Source organism: Pseudoalteromonas sp. S2893 (assembly GCF_005887105.1).
Classification (GTDB): Bacteria; Pseudomonadota; Gammaproteobacteria; order Enterobacterales; family Alteromonadaceae; genus Pseudoalteromonas; species Pseudoalteromonas atlantica.
The window spans coordinates 127,755-143,317 of record NZ_PNCY01000005.1; the positions used below are offsets into that span (position 1 = coordinate 127,755).

Below are 15,563 nucleotides of genomic sequence, written 5' to 3' on the forward strand. Positions count from 1 at the left end.
CAAATTTTAACAGCGTTGTGGGCATTCGTAAATAATATTTCGCAAATATTTATGATAAACTTGCCTTATAACTTGCCTCATAATAGTTTTAGGTTGTTTTTTATGTTTTCGAAGCCTTCGCAAACGGTTTACACCGTATCGCGCCTTAACAGAGAGATTCGTACAGTTCTTGAGCAGGGCTTTGCATCGCTAATTTTAACAGGCGAAATTTCTAACTTTATTACCCCTGCTTCTGGGCACTGGTACTTCTCGTTAAAAGATGAAAAAGCACAAATTAAAGCGGCTATGTGGCGCGGCAATAACCGTTCTCAAAGTTACCGCCCCGAAAACGGCGCACAAGTAACAGTAAGAGCCCGTGTTTCACTTTACGAACCACGCGGTGATTATCAGCTTATTGTTGAGCATATGGAACCTGCCGGTGAAGGCCAGCTTAAGCAAGAGTTTGATGCATTAAAAATGCGCCTAGCCGCAGAGGGCTTGTTTAGTTCGGCCTATAAAAAACCACTGCCGCAAAATATAAACCGTGTAGGTGTAATAACCTCAGCAACGGGCGCTGCTATAAAAGATATTTTAACCGTACTTAAACGCCGCGCACCGCAATTAGAAGTCATTATTTACCCAGCCATGGTGCAAGGCAAAGAAGCCCATGTGCACTTAATTAACCAAATACAGTTAGCCAATGCACGCAATGAAGTCGACGTACTTATTGTAGGGCGAGGCGGTGGCTCGTTAGAAGATTTATGGTGCTTTAACCATGAGCAGCTTGCGCGTGCTATTTATCAAAGTGAATTACCCATAGTCAGTGCGGTAGGCCACGAAATAGACACAACCATCAGTGACTACGTAGCCGATGTACGCGCAGCAACGCCTTCAGCAGCCGCTGAGCTTGTCAGCCCTAACACGCAAGAGCTACATAGTAAGGTTATTGAGCTCATTAACCGGTTAAATAATGCCTTTAAACACGATATGGCCGATAAGCGCGCACTAGCAACACAGTTACAGCATCGGCTTAACTTGTGTCATCCGCGCAATCAACTTAATCAAAAAGCGCAGCGATTAGATGAGCTAACTATTGCCTTACAACAAGGCATGCGCAATCGCCTTTACCAACAAGAGCGCACGCTTAATAATTTAACCCCGCGTTTAATGCGTCAATCGCCCGATAAAAAGTTATCACAGGCCAGCCATCAGCTTATGCAGATACAAACTCGGCTTGAGCAAGCAATGCAGCACAAGTTGCAACACGCGCAAAATAGCTTAGCGCTGCAAGCGAGTAGGCTTGACTCGGTAAGCCCACTTAATGTTTTAGCGCGCGGTTACAGCATAACCAAAACCCCGCAAGGCAAAGTGGTTAAATCGGTAGATCACATTAAAGCGGGTGACGTGCTAATTACAGAGCTGGCCGATGGCGCTATAAAATCAACGGTGTTGTAAAGCTCTTTCAGTTAAAGCTCTGTGGCCATTAGTAAGGTAAGTTCGGTGTCACTTGACGTTGAGGTTGTTCTTTTAAATTGCAACCAAAACTCTTGCTTCATTAACTTATCGTTTAGCTCTCGCCATTGGGTATGATCAAACGAGTCGTTATCAGTAGGTGCAGCAAGTTCAAATTTACATACGGTGGTTTTACACGCTGCACTAACAATCTCTGGGATAGAGCTTAGATCAGAGGTAAGTAAAAAATCTTGTAAAGCTATTTCTGTTTGATAAGCCCACTCTTCATTACGTATTTGCTCATCAAATTGCGCTTGCAAAACGGCTTGCGCATCAGAGGGGTCACGCAGCTGCTGCGCCGCGTTTTTCATCAAGGCTTTTTGCGCTGCTAATTGCTGTTTAAGCTGCGATACTTGCTCTTCTAAAGGAAGCTCATCTAGCGGTTGTGGATCTGGTTTAGGGGGATTATCTTTTTGCTCTATACGAGCGCTTTGTTCAGGGGCAGCGGGTACAACACGCTTTGCTGTTGCTTCACTGCTTTTAACTGGCTGAACAAAAGGTGCCTGCTGCTTTGTATCAGCATGTTGTAACTTTGCGGGGTTTGCGTCACTTGAAGATAAATTAAAGTAGCTCCACGTTAAACCTACACCCGCAATAAATCCTATCCCTAGTGTTAATAAGCTATTTTTGTTCATTTTAATTCCTTTTAAAATTATTTTTATTTATACAGGCTGCTATTACAGCATGGCGCTGGTGTGTGATTCGTTTTCAGGCTCTGTAGTGGTTAAAAAGTTTTGGTTCATACTTTGCGCCGGACACGGGCAATCCGGTCTGCCAATAATTTTAGCCGGTACGCCTACAGCGGTGGTATGTGGCGGTACCGCAGTTAAAACAACTGAACCTGCGCCAATACGTGCGCCCTCGCCTACTTCAATATTACCCAGCACTTTAGCGCCTGCACCAATAAGCACACCGGCTCTAATTTTAGGATGACGGTCGCCCTGCTCGTTACCCGTACCACCAAGCGTTACCGATTGCAGTATTGATACGTTATCTTCAATTACCGCCGTTTCACCAATAACAATACCGGTGGCGTGGTCAAACATTATCCCTTTACCAACCTGACACGCAGGGTGAATATCAACCCCAAATACTTCTGAGGTTCGGCTTTGAATAAAACGAGCAAGCTCTTTACGGTTTTGCTGCCACAAGCAGTTAGCTAAACGATGCGCTTGAATAGCATGAAACCCTTTTAAGTTTAAAATAACCGTAAGGTAGGTTTCGGCTGCCGGGTCTCTGTCTTTAACGGCTTTAATATCTTCGGCCACATAGGTAAGCATACGGTCGCACTTTACAAACGCTTGGTCGAATAACTCACGTATTGTAAAAGCCGATACAACAGCATCCGCCAACTTATTAGCAACAATAAAGCTTAACGCCGAACCTAAACACTCATGATTTAAAATGCATGAATACACATGACTTGCTAAAAGGGGTTCGCGAGTTACAACTTCATTCGCTTCACTACGAAGCTGTTGCCAAATTTCATGACGCATAATACTACACTGCCTTAAATTGATATAAAAAGAGCCTTTTCCTAAGTTTAACGGATTTAAAGCCTAAGGTGTTAACGCCTTAGTTATTTGTTCTGGTTATTAGGTATAACTAAGAGTAAAAAAATTATATGAGTGCTAAATCACTCACACACAAAGCATCTTTTCCTTTATCTTTTGCTTTATAAAGTAAATCGTCTGCTTCTTTGATTAAATACGCACAGGTAAAGTCACTACTGGGTGTAATAGTAGTGAGGCCTACACTCACTGTAAGGGTTTGGCTGGGTAATGAATGTTTATTTTCAATGTTTAACTGTTTTAATTTTTCTAAAATATCGTTCAATACTAACAAGGCCTGATCTGAGTTTGTATTTCCATACACTAATACAAACTCTTCACCACCAAAACGGGCACATAAATCACCTGGGCGTTTAGTAAATTCATTGAGTACTTTTGCCACCCTTTTTAAGCATGTATCGCCTTGTTGGTGGCCGTAAGTATCATTGAGTAATTTAAAATCATCTATATCAATAATAGCCAACGAAAGCGGCATACCTAAACGCTGACAACGATTCCATTCTTGCTCTAAAAAGGTATCAAAAAAGCCTCGGTTAGCAATATCAGTTAAGCCATCAATAGCGGCAAGTTTTTGTACTTGCTCTTCAGCCAGTTTACGCTCGGTAATATTTTGATGGCTAATAGCGTAATACGCTTTATCTGTATGGCTAAACGACACTACTCGCATCATAAACCAACGTTTTTCATCTTCACTATGGCATGGATATTCTAAATAGAAGTCGTCATTAGCCCCCGTAATAACTGATTTAATGCCGTTAAATGCCTTTAAACCAAAGCTATCTCCTTTTTTAGCAGCTTTTTCACACTCTGCTAAGTAATTTTGCTGCTCCCACATATCACAGCAAGCACAGTCGTTTTGCTCACCAAAGTTTTGCCAGCTTCGGTTTATATAAACTATGTCGCCGTTAGAATTAATAACCACTACTTGGTCGGGCGTGGTATCTAGTACCAACTTAAAAAACGCTTTATCGTCAATCACGAGCTTTCCATTTTAGCTTTGTTGTTAATCAGTATAATCAATAACAATTCTTTAACACAATATTGTTACTTTACTTCACGCTATTTGCATAATTTATTAATGTGAAGTAATACTCCGTATGACAGCTAAATAGTCTATAAAAAATATAAAAATTTTACTTTTACATTAAAAATCAGATACTAAAGCAGCATGACAGGGTTACTGTCATATGCCAAACTAGCTACTGGCATACTACTGACGGCGTAAAAAATAAAAACAAACGCTAAATTAGCATCATCAACTCAACAAGGATAACGATGATGAAAAACGATATATTGAATACAAAAAAGCTTGGTTATAAATTTTACTTTCAAGATGGTGACAATCAAATAGCCTGTTTTGGAAGCTACTTCACTGGTAAAGAAGAAGTATTTGTAAACGATGACCTATTCAGTAAAAAACGAAATATCTACTGTGCAAGCACACACTCTTTTGCTTTTGAGGGCTCACAGTACCAAGTAAAATTTGACATGCTTAATATACTTACAGGACGTCTGGAGTGCACTCTTTATAAAAATAGCAGTGTGATAGCCAAACAAGTTCAAAGTAGTCTTTCAGACGATCCTAAAAAGGCAGCATTTTTTCTTGCTGGCTGTACATTAGGTGGGGCGGTGTTTGGCTATACAACGGCAACTATTGTTGAGCTATTTGTAGGGAAGCTTTAACGTGCAATTAAATCCTACAACAGTTAAATCGCTTAGAAGTAAGTTAGATTGGACGCAGCAACAGCTCGCAGATGCCTGCGATGTAAGTTTGCGGACCATTCAACGGGTAGAAAAAGAAGGCGCCGCTTCTAAAGAAACCACTATGGCGCTTTGCGCGGTACTTGAAGTACGCCAAGGCGAGCTAATTAAACTTGATGAGCCTATAAATAATGACGTTAAAAGTACGCCAACTAAAAGCTTTTTAGCGGGAGTGGTTATTAGCTCCTTAATAAGCTTTGCTCTAGGCGCAGGCTCAGTGCTTTTAGCGACTAACTAATATTACGTTTTAATAGCACTAATTAAATAAAAATGCCCCAAGCTATAAGCACTGGGGCATTTTTTATATGTTAGAAAAAGAGATTAATTACTGAAACACTTTTTCAACAGCCATTACTTCAATGTTGTTAGCTGGAATAGCTAATTTATAATCGGCAATGACTTTATCCTCAGCGACAAGCGCTGCTGGCTTTTCTGTGTTGTAAACCATTGGCGATGTTTGCTCTGACACTAAACGTTTTTTCATGTCTTCGCCGTCACCGGTAATAAACACGTACTGTACGTTATCTGTTTGCAGATTATCTTTAATCACGCGATTAACATCAGCAAGCGTTAGCTTTTCAAGTTTACTTGTCACGTATTTTACAAACGACTCTGTGTTATAAAATTTACTATCAAGTGCATAACCTAATTGGCGGTTTTGACTTGCGACAAGCTGCGGTACGTAGTTAATTAAAAAGTTACGTGTTGCTTCAAAGTCTTTTTCGGTTAAGCCATTTTTAATAAGCTTATCCAGCTCAAACAAAGCGGTACGTGTTGCAAAGTGTGCATCGTTATTAGAGCGCAGCGGGCGTAACCAAATTTGGAATATTTGCTCAGAGCGTCCTAAGTTTGCATCAGGCTTAGTTTGAAACATGCCACGTGGGAAGTACTCAATGTAGGCGTAATCGCCGTAGTTCATACCACGTGTTTGACGAATTCGCTCATACAAGTATGAGTTAGAACTACGGTGCTCACCAAAGTACGAACGCACCAGCCAAAGGGCTGTCCAATCTTCACTACTACGAATAGTATCAATTGGGAAACCAAACGATACCGCAGTAGATTGCGCCGACTTTTCTACAATCGTGGCATGGTGACCTTTAAGCTCTGGCGCATCAGGAATACTTAAACGGCTTTGCTCGCCTTTAGGTAAGGTTGCTAAGTCGCTCATGATTTCGGTTTTAAGCGCTTTTGGCACAGCGCCAATTAAACCCAGTGTTAGTTTAGATTGGGTAAGCTCTGTGTTGTAAAATGCTTTTACATCATCAAGCGTTAGTGCTTCTAAATCCGAAATATCCCCGTAATTGTAGCTTTCGTATGGGTGGCCTTTGTAAAGTGCGCTGTAAAGCACTTCTTTACCTAGCTCTTCATCGTTAGAGGCTTTTAATCCCGACTTAATACCGTCGATCATTTCTTTTTTAAGGCGCTTAAAGTCATCATCTCTAAAACCTGGGTTAAGTAACTGATCGCTTACAAGCGCATACCATGTATCAGCGTTATCTTTATGAATACGCCCTTGGAATGACAGCATTTCTTTATCTATTTGATAACCAAAGCTGCCAGCAAGCGGATAAAGCGCTTTTTGTATGTCTTTGTAACTAGTACTTTGCGAGCCACCTTGAGCAAGCATAGCGGCTGTGAGCGCAGCAACCCCTTTTTTACCTTGCGGGTCTGCAGCAGCCCCTGTATTGAATAAAAAGTTTACATCAATCAGCGGCGAGCTATTCGTTTTATCAAGCACTTTAAATACGGGTGCCTCTGGCGCTTTATCACGCTTAGCGACTAATGCGTTTAAGCTTGTTTCTTGCTCAAACCCTGGCGCTTTATCAAGTGCAGACATAGTTACGGTAGTACGCGCGTCATCTACAAAATACTTATTAGCCACAGCTTTAATATCTTGTGCTGTGATGTTGTCGGCCGATTTATAAAGCTGGTTAATAACCTCTGGGTCGCGCTCAAAATGCATATAACTTGCAAGGGTTGATGCAATCGCTTGAGATGAATCTAAGCCGTTAATAAAGCTGTATTTAAGGTTAGACTTTAAATCACTTAGTTTTTGCTCATCAACAAGTTCGGTACGTGCTTTTGCATAAGTGCGGTTAATAGCATCGCGTGCTTTTGCTAAATCATCTTCGTTTTCTACTTTTACAAACACATGCAGTAAGCCAGGATCTTTTGTCTCTGGATTGTAGGTAAACATTTGACTCGCTATTTGTTTATCAACAACTAGCTCTTGGTATAAATCGGAGTTATTAGAAAAATAAAGCTGTGAAATTAAATCAAGTGCGGCTCTGTCTTTTTTAGCAGGCTCCCATGCAGCCCCTTTGTAAGATACAAGCAACCAATGACCAGGCAAACCTTCGTTTTTCTCATGTACATATTTAGGTGCTTGCTGCTTTGGCTCAGCTTTTATATCGGCAACGTAATCGCCTTTTTTCCAGCCACCCCAATGTTTTTTAACCATAGCCATTGTTTCTTCTGGCTCTACATCGCCCACAATCACTAGCGATACATATTCAGGCTTATAAAACTTATCAAAAAATTCTTTACCGTACGCCATTTGATCTGGCATGGCTTCTATATCTTCAAAAAAGCCCATGGTGGTATGTTTATAAGTGTGCGTATCAAACGCTTCTTCGCGTACTGCGCTCAATAACTTACGAATTGGGCTGGCGTTATTTTTTAAATACTCCCCTTTAACCGTTAGCGCTTCGGTTCTAAATTGCTCTTCGGTGTAGGTTAAGTTTTGAAAAATATCGGCTTCAATTTCAAGTACTTTATCAAGATGCTGCTTTGAAAAGTTTAAATGGTAGTTTGTGTAATCGTTAGTGGTGTAAGCACGGTTATCGACCCCTGCATTTTTAAATATGGCAGTGTATTCCTCTTGCGGAAATTTTTTAGAGCCTTTAAACATCATGTGCTCAAAAAAGTGAGCAAAACCGGTTTTACCTGCTTTTACTTCATTACGCGAGCCAACCGATACCGGAATTTGCAGCGAGACTACATCGGGGTAATCAGTTTTAACAACCATTACACGTAAGCCGTTATCAAGCTCTTCGATTAAGTACTCTTGCGAAAATACACGTTCGTCAGCTTTTGTTGTTTGCTGTTGTTGTGCCGCTTGGGTGTTTTCGCTTTGCTGTGTTGCGCAGCCTGTTAGTGCCAGCGATACCGCTAAGCTTGTTGCTAGTAATTTAAATTTCATTGTTGTCCCTTTTTAAATTGAGCAAATTTGTTATTAGGTTTAATACTAACTCGCTTAGATTATGCCCCAAAGCCACTAAATATAAGAGCCCATCGGCTATTTATAATGTAAACAACTGTGTCAATTCCCTATTTTAAAAACATTTAAGTATGAAAAAAGCTCAAGTTGATTGAAAAACTTTCACTAAATAAATCTATCTAGACGTCTAAATGGCTGCTATATTAAATTACATACATTGAACTAAGCTGGAATGAGGATTATGGCTTTATCACTACAAGAAAAAATAGAAGACACCAATCAAGGTGTTTATCTTATTGGTACTACCCCGCCTAAAATTGGTACTGATAAAGCGCAACTAAAAATCATTGCAGAAAAACTACTTGCTCGCTTACACGAAATTGAATACGACGGCGTAATAATTTACGACATTCAAGATGAAAGTAGCCGTACAGATAAAGCACGCCCATTTCCGTTTAAACAAACTGTAGACCCACGTGAATACAGTCACTTACTACGTAATTTATCTGCCCCAGATGTCATTACTTACAAAAGTGTGGCACAACGTGGTGTAGAGGAGTTTAAAGGCTGGTTGGATGAAACTAAAAACGACTACGATTTAAAAAATGTCGTTTTAGTGGGTAGCCCCTCATCGGTAGGTGATATAAAACTAAGCTTGCCCGATGCCTATAAAACATTGGCAGAGCAAAGTGATGACTTCTTTTTAGGGGGCGTTACCATTGCTGAGCGACATTCAAGTAAGCGAAATGAACACGAGCGCCTTATAGAAAAAACAGCACAAGGTTGTCAGTTTTTTATATCGCAAGCGGTTTACGACGCGCAAGCAACTATAGAGCTAATAACAAGTTACGCGCGCACCTGTAAAGCACAAGGTATTACACCAAAACGGATTATTTTAACGTTTACGCCGTGCGGTGGCGATAAAACCTTAGAGTTTATGCAATGGTTGGGTATCTCAGTGCCAGAGGCCACTAAATGGCGCATGCTTGATGCAGACAATACCTTAAGTGAATCTGTACGTATTTGCCGAGAAAACCTCGACCTAATACTCAAAAGCTGTGCGCACCTTGATGTGCCACTAGGCTTAAATATTGAAAGCTTAACAAACCGTAAAGAAGAAATTGACGCATCAATAAACTTATACCGTTTATTAAAAGCCATTATGGAATTAAACCTAGCCGAAAAACAAATCGCTTAGAGCCTAATTCTCCCTGTTTATAGCAAGCCTAATGGCTTGCTTTTTTGTTGCTATATTTAAGTGTATTGCTTTTATTATGCTTTTTTAGCCAATTTGTACGCTTGTTTATTTTTATACATTTGGTGATCGGCCAAATTTAATAACGTATCAAAAGGTTGCTTTTGTTTATTAGTAAAACTTTCGCCTATGCTGAGTGTCAGCGCGCATACGTTGTTTTCTAATAGTGCGTTTGTATACTCAATTTTTATTTTATCAATAATATGGCTAAGCTTACTTCTATCACTAATTTGCATCACTGCTACAAATTCATCGCCGCCTAAACGCCCTACTATATCAGCCTCTCTTAAGTGTATTTTTAAGGTATTTGCTAAGAGGATTAACGCTTGGTCGCCTATTTCATGGCCATAAGTGTCGTTTAGTTTTTTAAAGTCATTTATATCAATAAACAAGCAACACACATCAAAACCTAAACGCAGCGCTAAATTAAGTTTGTGTTGGGCAAGTAAGCTAAGTGCACGGCGATTATAAATATTGGTAAGCGGGTCAAGCATGGCTATTTCACGCATTTGCTCAAAGCTATAAATAAGCGCTAAATCGTCTTCAATTAAATCACGAAGCTGCTCTATTAGCTCAAAATATTCATCGGTGTAACTGGTTTTTTTTGAATCTTTTAAACACAAGGTGCCAAATACTTCACCTTCAGGCCAGTGAATTGGCAAGCCAAGGTAGGATTCAACGCCATCTTCAATAACCTCGGGCATGGTATTCCACTGCGTATTGCTGCGGGTATCGCTAACATACAAAGTGTTGTTGTTTTCGGCTACATATTTACAAAATAAGGGAGTTTCGGGAGGGAGTATAGGGTTGGTTTCAAAGTGTGAGCCACCTTCATTAGCTCTAATAACTACACGATAACCTTTACTAGTAGCCTGAACTATATAACCAGAGGGGGCCGAAAAAAGCCCCGTAATAAGATCAATGGTTTTTTGCCATTTATGTAATGATATTTGGCCATCGACACCAGAAAACGCCCATTGATCTGTTTCAAACATAACTATACCTCAGCTATTTAGTGGCCTTAGTATAGCCAAATAAATATGTTTAAGGCTACTTTCTGCGGCGTTTACTTGGTGCTCTTTGCCCGGTAATGCGCTTTTTATCGCGATCTTTACGCGCTTTGTTGGTGTTTTTACGGTTATCTTTAGGGGGCTTGTTTAAATCAGGCTCGTAACCTTCTAGCCATTGTGGTGCTAAGCGGGTATCCAGTAGTACTTCAATTTCTTCCAGTAACCACTGCTCGTCAATACTTACCAGCGACATGGCAAGGCCTTGCTCGCCAGCGCGCCCCGTACGGCCAATTCGGTGTACGTAATCTTCTGCTATGTAAGGTAGCTCAAAGTTTATTACGTATTTAAGCGCTGGAATATCTAAACCGCGGGCAGCTACATCGGTAGCAACTAAAACCCGCGTTGTGCCTTCTTTAAAGTTTTGTAATGCACGGTCGCGTGCACCTTGAGATTTATCGCCATGGATAGACTCAGTTTTTAAGCCGTCTTTACACATTTCTTTGGCAAGTTTATCGGCCATTTGTTTTGTGCGTGTAAATATAAGTACTTGGCGCCAATTTTTCATGCCAATCATGTGTGATACAAGCTCGCGCTTTCGCTCTTCATCTACTGCGTAAATAACTTGCTCTACTTCAACGGCGGCTGAGTTACGTTTATCAACCTCAATTAGCTCAGGATTTTTAAGTAGTTTTTTACTCAGTTCAAACACGCTGTCATCGAATGTGGCTGAGAACAATAAGGTTTGGCGATCGCCCGGAATGTGGCGCAAAATACGTTTTATTTCATCAATAAAGCCCATATCCAGCATGCGGTCGGCTTCATCAAATACTAACGAATCAACACTTGAAAGCACCACACTGCCTTTAACAATATGATCAAGTAAACGCCCAGGCGTTGCGACTATCACTTGCGCCGTTTTAAGCGCTTTAATTTGCGGGCCAATACTTGCACCGCCATACGCTAAAGCGCCTTGAATATTTGTGCCTTGGGCGTATTTTTCAAAGCTTGCGAACACTTGCTGAGCAAGCTCACGCGTGGGCGTTAAAATAACCACTCGGGCTATGCCTGGCTCATCTTTTTTTGGTGTATTTAAAAGCTTATGTAGTAGTGGTAATACAAAGGCGGCTGTTTTACCTGTGCCTGTTTGCGCGCTGCCCATTACATCGCTGCCCGCTAATATGTGCGGAATAGTTTTAACCTGAATTGCGGTAGGCGTGGTGTAATTATTTTGCTCAATTGCGGTTAGTAATAACGAATCGAGTTTAAGAGATGAGAACGATGTGGCAGACATAGGCTTAGCTTTAAAATAACAAAGAGCGCTATTGTACGCATATTACGGTACTGCGTAAATTAACCAGCTCAGAAAAGTATTGAGCTTAGTTGTATTTCCTACACCAATAAAAAAGGCGCTAAATAACAATGTATTTAGCGCCTTTTTTATACCAATCCGCTTAATTAAGTGATCTATTTTGAGGACAGATAAACGTGTTGATAGCTAGGCAAAAAATTCGCTATTTAGTTGTTCTAAATGAGAATTTTTTAACGCAGACAGCAACACTTTTAGCCCCTAAAAATGATTAAGTATTATTGCGGATTGGTATTATAATTTAATAACGTTTTAAACCGGTTTTAAGGTGGCTTTTCGCTCATTATAAAACGCGATTAAGTCATCAACCGTTGCTTGGCAGTATTCACGAATACCCGACACCACCATGTGCTTTTCACCAAAACCCACTTTTTCGCCGTTTTCTAGTAAATTAAAGCGCAAGGTAATTTTGCCGCGCTTACCCGTGTACTCAAAACTTGGCTCAGCAAACTCAAGGGTTGGTGCTTGAATATTAATGTTATCAAGGTTAATGATCATCGACTCGTAAATAACCATAGGGCGCGCTGGGTTAATCATTACATCTTGCTTACCCATTAGCGGAATAATTACGTGCGGAAATGCAGCACCAGAAAACTCAACATAGTTTTTTATTAAGCTATTTGTAAGTGTTGGGCATTTGCTGGTTTTACCTTCGCGTTTTACTTTTAAAATTACTTTGTCGCCGTTGGTTACATTAAACTCATCATCCCCTTCTGGGAAGTTAAGTTTGGTGTTTTCGTCAACCATACCGGCAAAGGTAAATTCCATTCGCTCACTTATACCGTAGCGGTCTAACACTAAAGAAAAAAGTAAGTCTCCTGGCGCGCAAAACTTTTTGGCATCTTTATCATGAAGTGGGTTGTAATCATCGGCAACGCACTTTGCGAAACGACACCCTTGCTCACGAGAGATAGAAACATAATCAGCATGCTGCTGAAAGTAAGGACTTAACATAGATTGTTCACTGCTTAAACTGCTTATAACCTGCCCATACTACCAGAAAAAATTTAAAGAGAGGTCGAATCACTTACAAATTCATACAATTAACTTAAGAGTAAATGTTGCACACACCTGTTCTAGTTAGTAATTTAGGTACCAAACTAAATAAGGGACTAATTATTATGTTACGTGTTTTTGCAGCAATAACCGTACTCACTACTTTGGCTGGATGTTCTAGCGTGACTTTTCATACCGATATAGATAACGATGTTTTATCTGAGGAAATTGGTACGTACGTTAAAAAACGAGATTTACAACAGTTTTATAGCGACCAAGAAGCACACGAAAGTGGCGCCAAACTTTTAGGGCGAATAGAAGGCGAAAGCTGCAATGGCGACGGTAGAGGCGACAATAATATAAGCTACAATCACTTAAAATCAAATGCTATAGATTTACTTAAAGCAGATGCAATGCGCAGAGGCGGTAACGCCTTTACTATAAATTCTTGTAGCGAAATCTCTGTATCGTATTGTGACCTGTCTGTTTTATGCAGCGGACAGGCCTACGACTATTAATAAATTATATATTAAGCGCAAAGCTAAGTAGTACGCGCTTTCCCGACTCAATTTTAGAAACGCTATGCTCGTACTTGTCGGGTCTAAATAAATACACGCGGTTAAACCAATTAATAATGCATTTTGAGCATTTAAAAACCCCACCAGCTTTAGGTTTTACTAGTACAAAATTAAGTTTGTAGTAGCGCCCTTGCTGTACTGGATCTATATGGTTCATCACACTGTGATGTGTAGGGTAAGTAACTAGGTTTATTGAAAAGGCATTACTGCTAAATAAAGCTTTGTTTTTTACAGGTGCAATCATGCTGCCTCCTTTAAATTTACATGCAGCATTATAGCATTTGCTAAAGCGCCACGGCTTGCGCTAAACAATATCAAAACGCGATGACATATAGCCAAACAGCCTGAAATAAAAAAGCCGAGCTTAATTAATAAGCTCGGCTTTTTATAAAGTATGACTAAAGATTATGCACTTGGGTATGTGCGGTACGCACGCTCAATATTTTTAGCCTGCTTTTTAGAAATGCCTAAATGAGCAAGCGCTACACGTAAACGCGCACGTGATAAGTCTGAGCCTAAAATTTCCATTGCATCAAGTACTGACGTTGAAGACGTTTTACCAGTGATTGCTACAAATATTGGCTCTAAAAAGTCTTTAATTTTAAGCTCGTGGAATGTAGCAACTTCTTTTGCAATGGCAAAAATAGCTGGCTTATCAAAACTACGTAAGCCTTCTAATTGCCATACAAAAAACTGTAGCGCTTGGCGTATTACGTTTTCGTCAGCTTTGCCCGCCGTTAACAGTGCTGGGTCGTAAGTTGGAATGCCGCCTACAAAATGCCCTGCTAAATCAACCATGTCCGAAAGCGTATTAATGCGCGTTTTAGCTTCTGGTAATACTTTAGCTAGCATTTCGCCATTAAACTTCCAATCAACAAAGCGCTGTACAAGCTCTTCATCTGTTAGGTTTTCGCGGATCCACATGCCGTTTAACCAGCTTAGCTTATCAACATCAAATACAGGGCCACCAAGTGATACACGCTTCATATCGAAGTGTTCAATCATCTCGTTAAGAGTGAATTTTTCACGCTCATCTGGCATTGACCAACCCATACGGCCTAAGTAGTTAAGCACGGCCTCTGGTAGGTAACCCATTTCTTTATAGTAATTAATAGAAGTTGGGTTTTTACGCTTAGAAAGCTTTGATTTATCAGGATTACGCAGTAGTGGTAAATGCCCTAGTACGGGTGCTTCCCAACCTAAATCTTCATAAAGTTTTAATAGTTTAGGTGCTGAGTTAATCCACTCTTCGCCACGGAAAATATGGCTTATTTGCATGTGGTGGTCATCCACTACGTTTGCTAAAAAGTACGTAGGGAAACCATCGGCTTTTAATAGCACTTGCATGTCTACGTTTTCCCACGGGATCTCAATTTCGTCGCGTAGGTAGTCGTTAAATTTAAAAGTGCCTTCGCTTGGTATTTTCATACGAATAACGTAAGGCTTGCCTGCAGCTAGGTTTGCTTTAATTTCATCTTCGGTGAGGTTTAAGCCACGGCCGTCGTATTTAGGGCGCAGACCTTCTGCCATTTGCTCTTCACGCATTTGGTCAAGCTCTTCGCTGGTTGCAAAACAGTAAAATGCTTTACCTTGCTCAACTAATTGGTGTGCGTATTTTTTGTATAAATCGCTACGCTCTGATTGACGGTAAGGGCCAAATTCACCACCTACGTCAGGGCCATGATCCCACTCAAGACCTAACCAACGTAAGCTATCCATAATCGCTTGTTCTGACTCTGGCGTGCTACGAACTTGGTCTGTATCTTCAATACGAAGCACAAACTCGCCGCCTTGTTGTTTAGCAAAACAGTAGTTAAATAAAGCAATATAAGCGGTGCCAAGATGCGGGTCACCTGTTGGAGATGGGGCAACACGAGTACGGATTGTCATGATAATGTCTCTTTTAATAAGTGAGATAAAAATTAAGGGGGTCGTTTAAGCCGCTACTTTGTTTAAGTAAGCAATAATATCGTTAGATTCGTATAGCCACTCTACTTGGCCATTTTTTTCTATACGAAGGCATGGCACTTTAATTTTGCCGCCTTGCTCTAACAGCTCTTGACGAAATTGTTGATTGTTTTTTGCATCACGCGTTTCTATTTTTAAGCCTTCGCGCTTAATTGCACGGCGTACTTTTACGCAAAACGGGCATGCTTTAAATTGATAAAGTTTAAATTGTGAGGTTTGCTGATCAAGCTGCGCTTGCACATCGCTTGCACGCTTTTTACTGCGAGGAGTAAATACAAAATTAAAGAATAAAATTATACAACCTAAAAACCAACGAACGAATTTCATGTTTTGTGCCTGCCTAC

15 protein-coding genes are annotated in these 15,563 nt (G+C 40.5%); 5 read left to right on the forward strand and 10 right to left on the reverse strand.

Translation table 11 applies throughout. The annotated features are described in order from the left end of the window. The first annotated feature begins 102 nt into the window (after positions 1–102). On the forward strand, positions 103–1,434 hold the full coding sequence (xseA, locus tag CWC04_RS01945) for an exodeoxyribonuclease VII large subunit (protein WP_138684473.1): 1,332 nt from the start codon (positions 103–105) through the stop codon (positions 1,432–1,434). Between the two features lie 11 nt (positions 1,435–1,445). Here the strand turns inward: xseA and CWC04_RS01950 are convergent, their stop codons facing one another. The 3 genes from CWC04_RS01950 to CWC04_RS01960 form a co-directional block, all read right to left on the reverse strand. Further along, positions 1,446–2,126 (reverse strand): hypothetical protein, encoded by a 681-nt coding sequence (locus tag CWC04_RS01950; protein WP_126008005.1) that lies wholly within the window; start codon positions 2,124–2,126, stop codon positions 1,446–1,448. Between the two features lie 42 nt (positions 2,127–2,168). Continuing rightward, positions 2,169–2,987, reverse strand: coding sequence for a serine O-acetyltransferase (cysE, locus tag CWC04_RS01955; RefSeq protein WP_138684474.1), 819 nt, complete (start codon positions 2,985–2,987; stop codon positions 2,169–2,171). A gap of 124 nt (positions 2,988–3,111) precedes the next feature. Continuing rightward, positions 3,112–4,041: a sensor domain-containing diguanylate cyclase gene (locus tag CWC04_RS01960; RefSeq protein ID WP_138684475.1), complete on the reverse strand. Its 930-nt coding sequence runs from the start codon at positions 4,039–4,041 to the stop codon at positions 3,112–3,114. 296 nt (positions 4,042–4,337) lie between these two features. Between CWC04_RS01960 and CWC04_RS01965 the strand changes: the two genes are divergently transcribed. Together CWC04_RS01965 and CWC04_RS01970 are read left to right on the forward strand one after the other, a co-directional pair. Beyond that, entirely contained in the window at positions 4,338–4,745 is a 408-nt protein-coding gene (locus CWC04_RS01965; RefSeq protein WP_054982749.1) for a hypothetical protein, read from the forward strand. Position 4,746: 1 nt separating this feature from the next. Beyond that, positions 4,747–5,061 carry a helix-turn-helix transcriptional regulator gene (locus CWC04_RS01970; RefSeq protein WP_054982750.1) on the forward strand — a complete coding sequence of 105 codons (315 nt, stop codon included), beginning with the start codon at positions 4,747–4,749 and terminating at the stop codon, positions 5,059–5,061. A gap of 87 nt (positions 5,062–5,148) precedes the next feature. Here the strand turns inward: CWC04_RS01970 and CWC04_RS01975 are convergent, their stop codons facing one another. Further along, the gene (locus tag CWC04_RS01975) at positions 5,149–8,028 is read right to left on the reverse strand and encodes a M16 family metallopeptidase (RefSeq protein ID WP_138684476.1); all 2,880 of its coding nucleotides are present in this window, start codon (positions 8,026–8,028) and stop codon (positions 5,149–5,151) included. Positions 8,029–8,287: 259 nt separating this feature from the next. Here CWC04_RS01975 and CWC04_RS01980 point away from each other — a divergent pair, with 259 nt between their 5' ends. Beyond that, the gene (locus tag CWC04_RS01980) at positions 8,288–9,244 is read left to right on the forward strand and encodes a methylenetetrahydrofolate reductase (protein ID WP_024033159.1); all 957 of its coding nucleotides are present in this window, start codon (positions 8,288–8,290) and stop codon (positions 9,242–9,244) included. 74 nt (positions 9,245–9,318) lie between these two features. Here CWC04_RS01980 and CWC04_RS01985 read toward each other — a convergent pair whose 3' ends face one another. From CWC04_RS01985 to CWC04_RS01995, 3 genes are all read right to left on the reverse strand, one after another. After that, positions 9,319–10,296 (reverse strand): sensor domain-containing diguanylate cyclase, encoded by a 978-nt coding sequence (locus tag CWC04_RS01985; RefSeq protein ID WP_138684477.1) that lies wholly within the window; start codon positions 10,294–10,296, stop codon positions 9,319–9,321. A 55-nt stretch (positions 10,297–10,351) separates the two neighbouring features. Further along, the gene (locus tag CWC04_RS01990) at positions 10,352–11,602 is read right to left on the reverse strand and encodes a DEAD/DEAH box helicase (RefSeq protein WP_004586123.1); all 1,251 of its coding nucleotides are present in this window, start codon (positions 11,600–11,602) and stop codon (positions 10,352–10,354) included. 327 nt (positions 11,603–11,929) lie between these two features. Beyond that, positions 11,930–12,631 carry a DUF3581 domain-containing protein gene (locus CWC04_RS01995; RefSeq protein ID WP_126008014.1) on the reverse strand — a complete coding sequence of 234 codons (702 nt, stop codon included), beginning with the start codon at positions 12,629–12,631 and terminating at the stop codon, positions 11,930–11,932. Between the two features lie 167 nt (positions 12,632–12,798). On the opposite strand from CWC04_RS01995, the gene CWC04_RS02000 reads away from it, so the two are divergent. Beyond that, positions 12,799–13,191: a hypothetical protein gene (locus CWC04_RS02000; protein WP_138684478.1), complete on the forward strand. Its 393-nt coding sequence runs from the start codon at positions 12,799–12,801 to the stop codon at positions 13,189–13,191. A gap of 4 nt (positions 13,192–13,195) precedes the next feature. Here CWC04_RS02000 and CWC04_RS02005 read toward each other — a convergent pair whose 3' ends face one another. The 3 genes from CWC04_RS02005 to CWC04_RS02015 form a co-directional block, all read right to left on the reverse strand. Then, positions 13,196–13,495, reverse strand: a complete 300-nt coding sequence (locus CWC04_RS02005; protein WP_024033163.1) for a hypothetical protein — start codon at positions 13,493–13,495, stop codon at positions 13,196–13,198. A gap of 161 nt (positions 13,496–13,656) precedes the next feature. Further along, positions 13,657–15,141 carry a glutamate--tRNA ligase gene (gltX, locus tag CWC04_RS02010; protein ID WP_024033164.1) on the reverse strand — a complete coding sequence of 495 codons (1,485 nt, stop codon included), beginning with the start codon at positions 15,139–15,141 and terminating at the stop codon, positions 13,657–13,659. A 45-nt stretch (positions 15,142–15,186) separates the two neighbouring features. Beyond that, on the reverse strand, positions 15,187–15,546 hold the full coding sequence (locus CWC04_RS02015) for a glutathione S-transferase N-terminal domain-containing protein (protein ID WP_004586118.1): 360 nt from the start codon (positions 15,544–15,546) through the stop codon (positions 15,187–15,189). Positions 15,547–15,563 lie beyond the last annotated feature (17 nt).

Coding starts and splice junctions, on each gene's coding strand:
- CWC04_RS01950 (WP_126008005.1), bottom strand. CDS start 2,126: ATGAACAAAAATAGCTTATTAACACTAGGGATAGGATTTATTGCGGGT.
- CWC04_RS01965 (WP_054982749.1), top strand. CDS start 4,338: ATGATGAAAAACGATATATTGAATACAAAAAAGCTTGGTTATAAATTT.
- CWC04_RS01975 (WP_138684476.1), bottom strand. CDS start 8,028: ATGAAATTTAAATTACTAGCAACAAGCTTAGCGGTATCGCTGGCACTA.
- cysE (WP_138684474.1), bottom strand. CDS start 2,987: ATGCGTCATGAAATTTGGCAACAGCTTCGTAGTGAAGCGAATGAAGTT.
- gltX (WP_024033164.1), bottom strand. CDS start 15,141: ATGACAATCCGTACTCGTGTTGCCCCATCTCCAACAGGTGACCCGCAT.
- CWC04_RS02015 (WP_004586118.1), bottom strand. CDS start 15,546: ATGAAATTCGTTCGTTGGTTTTTAGGTTGTATAATTTTATTCTTTAAT.
- CWC04_RS01995 (WP_126008014.1), bottom strand. CDS start 12,631: ATGTTAAGTCCTTACTTTCAGCAGCATGCTGATTATGTTTCTATCTCT.
- CWC04_RS01990 (WP_004586123.1), bottom strand. CDS start 11,602: ATGTCTGCCACATCGTTCTCATCTCTTAAACTCGATTCGTTATTACTA.
- CWC04_RS02005 (WP_024033163.1), bottom strand. CDS start 13,495: ATGATTGCACCTGTAAAAAACAAAGCTTTATTTAGCAGTAATGCCTTT.
- xseA (WP_138684473.1), top strand. CDS start 103: ATGTTTTCGAAGCCTTCGCAAACGGTTTACACCGTATCGCGCCTTAAC.
- CWC04_RS01980 (WP_024033159.1), top strand. CDS start 8,288: ATGGCTTTATCACTACAAGAAAAAATAGAAGACACCAATCAAGGTGTT.
- CWC04_RS02000 (WP_138684478.1), top strand. CDS start 12,799: ATGTTACGTGTTTTTGCAGCAATAACCGTACTCACTACTTTGGCTGGA.
- CWC04_RS01985 (WP_138684477.1), bottom strand. CDS start 10,296: ATGTTTGAAACAGATCAATGGGCGTTTTCTGGTGTCGATGGCCAAATA.